This is a genomic window from Asticcacaulis sp., from assembly GCF_027484505.1.
Classification (GTDB): domain Bacteria; phylum Pseudomonadota; class Alphaproteobacteria; order Caulobacterales; family Caulobacteraceae; genus Asticcacaulis.
In genome coordinates, this window is sequence record NZ_JAIXSV010000082.1 from 1 (window position 1) to 9,022 (window position 9,022).

Here is a 9,022-nt window from a genome sequence, read left to right on the forward strand (position 1 = left end):
ACGAAGGCCGGGGCTATGTCCTGCGCCGCATCATGCGCCGCGCCATGCGCCACGCCTATCTGCTGGGGGCCAATGAGCCGCTGATGCCGCGTCTGGCGCCGGTTCTGGTGCGCGAAATGGGCGATCATTACGGCGAACTGAAACGCGCCGAGGCGACCATCGTCGAAACCCTGCGCCAGGAAGAAGAACGTTTCCGCCGCACGCTGGGCCGCGGCATGACCCTGCTGGACGAAGCGACCGCCAATCTGAAAGACGGCGACATGCTGGAAGGCGAAGTGGCCTTCAAGCTCTACGACACCTACGGCTTCCCGCTCGATCTGACGCAGGACGCCATCCGCGCCAAGGGCCTGAGCGTCAATGTCGCCGGTTTCGAAGCGGCGATGGAAGAACAGAAGCAGCGCGGCCGCGCCAACTGGAAGGGTTCCGGCGAAACCTCCGTGCAGGCCGAATGGTTCTCGATCCGCGATCAGGCCGGGGCGTCGGAATTTGTCGGCTACGAGCACCTTTCAACCCAATCGCACGCCCGCGTCATTGTCCGCGACGGCGAGTCGGTCAGCGAAGGTCTGGTCGGTGAGCGTTTGCAGGTCGTTTTCGACCGCACGGCCTTCTATCCGGAAGGCGGCGGGCAGGCGGGCGATACCGGCACCCTGCATTGGGCCGGGGGCGAAGGCCGCGTGCTCGATACGCAAAAGCAGGCCGGCGACCTGATCGTGCATGATGTCGAAATCACCGAAGGCGTTCTGGCGGTCGGCGATATGGTGCATCTGCACGTCGATGGCGCCAAGCGTCAGACGACGAAGTCCAATCACTCCGCCGCCCACCTGTTGCACGCGGCACTGAAAAACGTTCTGGGGCCGCACGTGGCGCAAAAGGGGCAACTGGTCGATGCCGAGCGGATGCGCTTCGACTTCAGCCACGGCGCACCCGTCTCGGCCGAAGAAATCGAGCGCATCGAAGCCGAGGTCAACGCCGTTATCCTGCAAAACGAGGCGGCCACGACGAAGATGATGGCCCCCGCTGAGGCGATTGAAGCCGGTGCCGTGGCGCTGTTCGGTGAAAAATACGGCGATGAGGTCCGCGTCCTCAGCCTCGGTCACGCGCTCGATGGCGCGGATAAGGGCTATTCGGTCGAACTGTGCGGCGGCACCCACGTGTCGCGCACGGGCGATATCGCCCTGTTCAAGATCATTTCCGAAAGCGGCATCGCTGCCGGGGTGCGCCGTATCGAAGCCTTTACCGGCGAAGCGGCGCGTCAGTATCTGCTTGAGCAGGCGGGCGTGGCGCGTTCGCTGGCCGATCAGTTCAAGGTGCCGGTGGCGCAGGTGTCGGCCCGTGTCGAAGCGCTGGTCAACGACCGCAAGCGCCTCGAAAAAGAGCTGGCCGAAGCCAAGCGCGCGCTGGCCGTCGGTGGCGGTGGGGCGGCGTCCGGTCCGGAAGAGATCAATGGAGTCAAGGTGATCGCCCGTGTACTTGATGGCGTGGGTGGTAAGGATCTGCGTCCGCTGGCCGAAGACTTCAAAAAGCAGGTTGGCTCTGGCGTTGTGGCGCTGGTCGGCGTGCTGGACGGCAAGGCGGCGGTGACCGTGGCGGTGACGCCCGACCTGACCGGCCGTTTCAACGCCGCCGAACTGGCCAAGGCGGCCGTGATCGCCATGGGTGGTCAGGGCGCGGGCGGCAAGCCGGACTTTGCGCAAGGCGGCGCGCCGGACGCTACGAAGGCCGAAGCCGGACTGGACGCCATCAAGGCGGCCATCGTCTGATCACCTCCGCATGAAAACGAAAAGGGCCGTCCGTTCGCGGGCGGCCTTTTTCACATTTGCCGATTGCTTTGCGGGCGTCGCATATGCTGCAATCCCGCTAGAGCGGAATGATTTCAAATGGAATCATTCCGCACAAGCCGCCATTGAGGCGGCGGCCAAGGTGGCGCAGCCACCGCCCGGCGAGGGGCTAAACAAAAATCTAGATCATTATGTTTCTACCAGAAATCATAATGATCTAGAGCGGGATGATTTTAAGTAGAAGCATCATCCCGCTCTAAATTTCTGTTTTGTCGCGCAATTTTTCCGAAAAGTGGTGTCCACTTTATCGGATTGCGCTCTAAAGGAGAGCTGCATGGATCGCTTGAAGGACAAGGTGGCGTTGGTCACCGGTGGCGCGCAGGGCATCGGCAAGGCCATTGTGCGCAGCTTTGCCGCCGAAGGGGCGCGGGTCATCATCGCCGATATCGACCCCCGCGAAGGCGAGGCGCTGGCGGCAGAGCTTACCGGCGCGGTGTTTCGCCAGCTCGATGTCTCCGATGAGGCGCAATGGATCGCCGTCCTCGATTCGGTGGTGGCCGATTTCGGGCGGCTGGACGTGCTGGTCAATAATGCGGGCATTACCGGGCGCGCCGACGCAAAAAATGATCCGGAGCACACCACGCTCGCAGACTGGCGACGGGTGATGACGGTCAATACGGACGGCGTGTTTCTGGGCTGCAAGCACGCGATTCGCGTGATGCGCCCGGATCGCACTGGCTCGATCATCAATATGTCGTCGCGGTCGGGGCTGGTCGGCATCCCGCATCAGGCGGCCTATGCGGCCTCAAAAGCCGCCGTGCGCAACCACACCAAGACGGTGGCGCTCTATTGTGCGGAGGAGGGGCTGAATATCCGCTGTAATTCCGTGCATCCGGCGGCGATTCTGACGCCGATGTGGGAGGCCATGCTGAAGGACGAAGCCGATAAGGAAAAGGTCGCCGCCGGCACGCCGCTGCACCGATTCGGGCGGCCCGATGAGGTCGCCGCCGTCGTGCTGCTTCTGGCCTCGGATGAAGCGACCTTCATCACCGGTTCGGAATTCAACATCGACGGCGGCGTTCTGGCGGGCACGGCGGCCTCGCCTAAGTAGTTTTAACTATTGAATATTTGCCAGAAGGAATAGAGGCCGATAGCGATAAACAGGCCAGACGCCGCATAGCGGACGACCTTCATCGGCACGATCTTCAGCACCTTGTCGCCGAACAGCACCGCCGGGACATTGGCCAGCATCATGCCGAAGGTGGTGCCGAGCACGACCCAGGCAAAGGCGTCTTCGTACTTGGCCCCCAGAAACACCGTGGCTACCTGCGTCTTGTCGCCCATTTCGGCCAGAAAGAAGGCGATCAGGGTGGTGAGGAAGGGGCCGTAATCCTTTTTCGGGGCCTCATCGTCGTCCATCTTGTCGGGAATCAGGACCCACAGACCCAGCGCGATAAAGGCGATGGCCACGATCCACGGCATCCAGGTTGTCAGGGCCAGTCCGGAGACAAAATGCCCGACCCCGGCGGCCAGCGCGTGATTCGCCACCGTGGCAATGAAGATGCCCCAGATAATCGGAATGGATTTGTGATAGCGCGCGGCCAGAATTAGGGCCAGCAACTGCGTCTTGTCACCGATTTCGGAAAAGGCGACGAGGGCGGTCGAATTGAGGAAGGCGTCCACGGTAAAATCTTGTCTGTGACCGGCCAGGTTCTGACACACAACGACGTGCTTCACCGCGGCCAGTCACTTATGGCGGCAAGGCAGGTCGTCGGTCTCACCTGTTGCGATTACGCCATGTCCATGCCAGACAAGTGTGTTGACGTAATCCGCCTGAAACAACGCTCAGGCGCGGTTACTCCCCGAAGGAACGCGGGCTTGATAGACGCGGGTCAGAGATGAGTCAAGAGGAGCGCCAGACCCGACAGGGTAAACAGCGAAAGGACGGTGGATTGGGCGATGGACACCGCCGCGCCTTCGTACCACAGGCCGTACATGCGCGCCTGAATGAAGACGCTGACCGCCGTGGGGCAGGCCGACAGGAAGACAGCGATCTTCCACATCAAGGGCGGCGCGCCGAACAGGTGCATGGCGACGGCCATTACGGCGGGGGCCAGAAGCAGCTTACCCACCACGGCAATGGCGGTCACGGGCGTAACAGAGCGCAGCGTTTTCAACGGCATAAGGCCTAACATGCCGCCTAGCGCCACAAGCGCCACCGGCACGGAGGAGCGACCCAGTATATCGAGCATCTGATCGAACATCGGTGGGATCTTCACGCCCGCCAGCATCAGCCCGACCCCCAACAGCGAGCCCAGCACGGTAGGGTTTTGCATTGTGCGTTTGAGCGCCAGACCCACACCGTGGCCCGACGCGACCGACAGGCCGGCACAGCCGATAAAAAACAGAATCAGAAAGTCGGCGACAAACAGCAGGGGGGCCACCTGCATCACCTGCGGCCCCAGAAGACCGGCCAGTATGGGCAGACCGAGAAAGGCACTGTTGGAAATAAAGGCCGCCATGCCGGCACCGGTGGCTTCGCCGCGTGTGGCACCGAAGCGCCGGGCGGCCAGGAGGCAAAGCCCCGACGATACCGCGAAAGCCAGCGCATAGACGCCCAGCCAGCCCACATGCAGGGCGTCGGGTCGCGGCAGATTGGCAAAGGCGTGGACCAGATAGGCAGGAAAGCCCAGCCAATAGAAATAAGCGCTTAAGCCATCCAGCCCTTCGGATTTCAGCCGCCCGGTACGCGCCAGAAGCGCCCCCAGACCGACAAAGGCAAAAAACAGCAGAACGCGGCTCAGGGTTTCCAGCATGGCAGGGCTTTACGCCCTGCCAGAGGGTAAGAAAAGCCCTATTTGTCGGGACCGAAATCGCTGCTGCCCGATCCCGAAACTGAGCCCGAGGCGGCGGCTTCGGCTTCCGGATCGGGCAGGCCGATATGCGTCACCTGCCAGGTGAAGAGGCCCTTGCGTTTCAGCGTGAACACCGTCGTGCCGATGTCGGGCTGCTTTATCCCCAGACGCGCGCGGTCAATGCTCCAGTAAAGGACGGTCGGCAGGGGCGGCTTGGGCGCAAATTCGCGCGGCTCGACCACATTGGCGTCTTTGCCGGCCCCGTAGGAGAGGGCCAACAGAGCCTTGGCCGTCAGGTACGAATTGACGTCGATCACCGGTTGTTTGGGGGCGGGCGCGGTCAGGTCGGTAATGGCGCGACCGATGGCCCCCAGTGGGTCCTTGATGACATTGGGCGCAGGGGCGTCGGCGGTCGTTGTGCCCTTGGCATCGGCCCACAACTGCGCCTTCAGGCTGGCGCGCACGTCGTCAAAGGCGACCAGTTCCGACAGGCTCTGGATGTCCTCGGACTCCGCCGCCGAACGCAGGTCGTAAAAGGCCCAGACCGGGCCGATGGCGAAACCGAACAGGGCGGCCAGAGCGGCGACGATGATGGCGATGGATAAGGTCTTGAACACGCGGACAGTTCCCCCTGAAGGCGCTGAAAAACAGGGTTAACACGAAAATAACGCCCTGTCGCGTCTGCTTCTCCAATTCTTGCGCAGGTGTGGCTAAACCGCCTGACCGGTGATCAGCCGGTGCACAAAGGTGAGCTTATTGCGCACGGTGGGGGTTAGGATAAACGGATAGAGCGGCCGCTCGCCCATGGCAGTGTGGATCGAGTTGATGGCCAGACTGAGCGGCACCCAGGCTTCGGCCAGCCGTTCAAAATCCGTGACGCGATAAGGCTTGAAATCGACCTCGGCCGCGACGCCCTCATCGGCTTTGGTCTTGATGGTCATGCCATAATAGTGAGCGGTTTCAAGAGCATCGGTAATGTGCAGGACGTGGGCGAAGGTTTCGGCAAAGTCCTCCCACGGGTGCATGGAGGCATAGGCGCTGATATAGCTGTCGGCCCAGAAGGGGGGCGGTCCTTCGGCATAGTGGCGCTCGATAGAAGCCTGATAATCGGCCTCATCGTCACCAAAAACCGCGCGGCAGGCCGCAAGTTTTCCGGCATCGCGCACCAGCCGGTTCCAGATAAAGTGTCCGCATTCGTGGCGGAAATGGCCGAGCAGGGTGCGATAGGGCTCACCCATCTGACTGCGCACGCTTTCGCGCACCGCGTCGTCGGCCTCGGCGGCGCGGATGGAGATGACGCCTTCGTCATGACCGGTCATGGCGCTGTGGAAGGTGCCGTCCGGAGCCTGTGCGTCCTCCAGATAGTCGAAAACGAGCCCGCCCTCCGGGTCTTCGCTGCGGTCGGGGGCGGGTAGGTCCCATTTGAGAAAGGCGTAAAACAGACGGTGTTGGGCGTCGATAATACGCCGGAACTGATCGAGATCGTTGGGGATCAGGCGGTTGTGGCGGCAGGCACGGCAATAGGCTGAGCCATCGCCTTCGGGCACCAGCCAGTTGCACACATCCGTCGCGGCATTGGCGCAGAAGCGATAGCTGTCCCCGCCATTGACCGGTTGCCAGCGATCGTCGCCTGCGGGCATCAGGGCGTGCAGATCACGGCTGTTCGGCGAAAAACCCAGCCGCGCCCCGCAACTGACGCAGGCGCGGTTATGGAAAAACAGGGTGTTGCCGCATTGGGCGCAGGTAAACAGCTTCATTCGGGTGGGGCTCCTGTGCCGCGACCCTAATGCAGCGGTTGTAAGTGTGAAAGGGTGCGCGGACGGGCCCGTGCAAAGGGCCGGTAAGGCTATTTCCCCTGCCACACCGCCGGATGAGCATCGATCCAGCCCTGTATCAGGCCGGCTATCTTGCGGTCATCGGCCAGCGACGGATGATAGTGGCAGCCGCCAAAGTCCAGCCCATCGAAAAACAGCGTATCAAGGCGCGTTTCGCCGCTGTCTTTCAACGCCCTGGCCACCTGAGTCACCTGCGCGCGAATCTCGCCATTGGCCCCGTCGGAGGCCATCAGGAGGAAGTGCGCCTGCGGGTTTTTCGCCCGCAATGACTTGACGAAGGCGACATAGGTGTCGCGGTAATCGGCCTGTAAAGCCTCACGCGTCGTCCACTTTTCACCCGGATTGAGCGCGGTAGAAAAATCATTGGTGCCCAGTCCGATGACGATGATCTGCGGCTGCCACCCAGTGGCCTCGTAGGCGGTCTTGCCATCGAACAGGCTGTAGGGATAAAGTTTTGGTAGAGGATCGCCGATAAAGCCATTGTAATTACGTACGATTCCGCGACCGGAAAAGGCGTTGATCTGATAGTCGGCCTCATAATGTTTGGCCGTCAGCGGTCCAAAGGCCTGAGACGTGTCGGTCGTCGCCCACACCTCGTCATTGGTGCAGTCGCGCTTTGGCGAGGTGTTGCCGTAGCCGACCGTGTAGGAATCGCCGATGAATTCGATCTGACGCGCGCGGGCGGTCAGGGCGGCGGGCTGGTCGGCGCTGAAACCGATGAAACGGCCGGTCTGGCCCTGCGATTCGGTGATCTTTTCGAGGCGATAGACGTCCACGGCCTTTGTGCTTTTGCTATCGAAGCGCACCGTCGTCTGGCCGGGTTTTTCGATGACCTTCACCACCTCACCGTTGAGGTACAGCTTATAGATATTGATGCTGTCATCGAAGCTGAGGGTGACCGCCTTTGAGGCCGTCGCGGTCTCAAAATAGACACCCGGCCATTGATGCGTATGGGCCGGGGCCGCCGAGCGCCCGCCGCTGTGCAGGGGCAGGGTGTCGGCAGAGGCGATGGCCGCAAAGCTCGTTCCCGCCAAAAGCCATCCGGCCAGCCAAAGCGCCTTTGTCATCTTGAGTCTCCCTGTTTTTCGGCATGAAGGATGATAGCGCTGTCACTGTCAAGTGAGCGCAAAAAGAAAGGCCGCCCGCGAACGGACGGCCTAACGACTTGAATAGGACACATGAGGGGAACGGCGTTCCCCTCATGTGGATTAGGCCGCCAAAGCCTTCGACAGGTTCTCGGAGATCTTGTCGAGGAAGCCTTCGGTGGTCAGCCAGCCTTGCGTATCGCCGACCAGTAGCGCCAGATCCTTGGTCATGAAGCCCGCTTCGACGGTGTCGATGCAGACCTTTTCCAGCGTCTCGGCAAAGTGCTTCAGCTCGGCATTGTCATCCAGCTTGGCGCGGTGCTTCAGGCCCTGCGTCCAGGCAAAGATCGACGCCATCGAGTTGGTCGAGGTGGCCTCGCCCTTCTGATGCTGACGATAGTGACGGGTGACGGTGCCGTGGGCGGCTTCGGCTTCCATGATCTTGCCGTCCGGCGTGACCAGAGCCGAGGTCATCAGGCCCAGCGAACCGTAGCCCTGCGCGACCGTATCCGACTGCACATCGCCGTCATAGTTCTTACAGGCCCAGACGAAACCGCCCGACCACTTCAGCGCCGAAGCGACCATGTCGTCGATCAGACGGTGCTCATAGGTCAGGCCCAGTGCCTTGAACTTCGCCGCGTATTCGGCGTCGAAGATTTCCTGGAAAATGTCCTTGAAGCGGCCGTCATAGGCCTTGAGGATGGTGTTCTTGGTCGAAAGATAGACCGGATAGTTGCGCGCGATGCCGTATTCGAACGAGGCGCGGGCAAAATCACGGATCGAGTCGTCGAGGTTATACATGCCCATGGCCACGCCCGAAGACGGGAACTGGAACACTTCGTGCTCGATGACCTGACCGTCGTCGCCCTGGAACTTGATGGTAAGCTTGCCGGGGCCGGGGACGAGGAAGTCGGTGGCCTTGTACTGGTCACCAAAGGCGTGACGGCCGACGACGATCGGCTGGGTCCAGCCGGGGACGAGACGCGGCACGTTCTTGCAGATGATCGGCTCACGGAACACGACGCCGCCCAGAATGTTGCGGATGGTGCCGTTGGGCGACTTCCACATCTTCTTGAGGCCGAATTCCTTCACGCGGGCTTCGTCCGGGGTGATGGTGGCGCACTTGACGCCCACGCCGCAGGCCTTGATGGCGTTGGCGGCGTCGATGGTCACCTGATCGTCGGTGGCATCGCGGTGTTCCATGCCCAGATCGAAATATTGCAGATCGATATCGAGATAGGGGTGGATCAGCTTGTCCTTGATAAGCTGCCAGATGATTCGGGTCATTTCATCGCCGTCGATATCGACGACCGGGTTCGCCACCTTGATTTTGGCCATTGCGAATGTCCTCTCTGAACGAAGCGCACATGAGGCGACGCACAGGGTCGCACTCGGCGCTGACGCTTCGCTATAGCCGAAAAGGTGAGCGGCGCAAATGGACTTTAGCTGATCTGGAAGCGCCGGCGCAC

At 61.5% G+C, this 9,022-nt stretch carries 9 protein-coding genes and 1 riboswitch; of the genes, 3 read left to right on the forward strand and 6 right to left on the reverse strand.

Features of this window, described 5'->3' with window-relative positions:
- From alaS to Q0072_RS04775, 3 genes are all read left to right on the forward strand, one after another.
- Positions 1-1,760 (forward strand): alanine--tRNA ligase (gene alaS / locus Q0072_RS04765; RefSeq protein ID WP_298326464.1); only part of this gene is annotated, 1,760 nt, incomplete at its 5' end.
- A 10-nt stretch (positions 1,761-1,770) separates the two neighbouring features.
- Positions 1,771-2,019: a hypothetical protein gene (locus Q0072_RS04770; protein ID WP_298326467.1), complete on the forward strand. Its 249-nt coding sequence runs from the start codon at positions 1,771-1,773 to the stop codon at positions 2,017-2,019.
- Positions 2,020-2,112: 93 nt separating this feature from the next.
- Complete coding sequence (locus Q0072_RS04775; protein ID WP_298326469.1) at positions 2,113-2,889, forward strand: glucose 1-dehydrogenase; 777 nt, start codon at positions 2,113-2,115, stop codon at positions 2,887-2,889.
- A gap of 2 nt (positions 2,890-2,891) precedes the next feature.
- Here the strand turns inward: Q0072_RS04775 and Q0072_RS04780 are convergent, their stop codons facing one another.
- The 6 genes from Q0072_RS04780 to Q0072_RS04805 form a co-directional block, all read right to left on the reverse strand.
- Positions 2,892-3,461: a TMEM165/GDT1 family protein gene (locus Q0072_RS04780; protein ID WP_298326472.1), complete on the reverse strand. Its 570-nt coding sequence runs from the start codon at positions 3,459-3,461 to the stop codon at positions 2,892-2,894.
- 37 nt (positions 3,462-3,498) lie between these two features.
- A riboswitch (yybP-ykoY riboswitch) is annotated at positions 3,499-3,647 on the reverse strand.
- A 23-nt stretch (positions 3,648-3,670) separates the two neighbouring features.
- Positions 3,671-4,594, reverse strand: coding sequence for an AEC family transporter (locus tag Q0072_RS04785; RefSeq protein ID WP_298326475.1), 924 nt, complete (start codon positions 4,592-4,594; stop codon positions 3,671-3,673).
- A 38-nt stretch (positions 4,595-4,632) separates the two neighbouring features.
- Positions 4,633-5,250: a DUF2939 domain-containing protein gene (locus Q0072_RS04790; RefSeq protein ID WP_298326477.1), complete on the reverse strand. Its 618-nt coding sequence runs from the start codon at positions 5,248-5,250 to the stop codon at positions 4,633-4,635.
- 93 nt (positions 5,251-5,343) lie between these two features.
- Positions 5,344-6,390 carry a putative zinc-binding peptidase gene (locus tag Q0072_RS04795; RefSeq protein ID WP_298326481.1) on the reverse strand — a complete coding sequence of 349 codons (1,047 nt, stop codon included), beginning with the start codon at positions 6,388-6,390 and terminating at the stop codon, positions 5,344-5,346.
- A gap of 89 nt (positions 6,391-6,479) precedes the next feature.
- Positions 6,480-7,535 (reverse strand): SGNH/GDSL hydrolase family protein, encoded by a 1,056-nt coding sequence (locus Q0072_RS04800; RefSeq protein ID WP_298326484.1) that lies wholly within the window; start codon positions 7,533-7,535, stop codon positions 6,480-6,482.
- Between the two features lie 141 nt (positions 7,536-7,676).
- Positions 7,677-8,891 (reverse strand): NADP-dependent isocitrate dehydrogenase, encoded by a 1,215-nt coding sequence (locus Q0072_RS04805; protein WP_298326487.1) that lies wholly within the window; start codon positions 8,889-8,891, stop codon positions 7,677-7,679.
- Positions 8,892-9,022 lie beyond the last annotated feature (131 nt).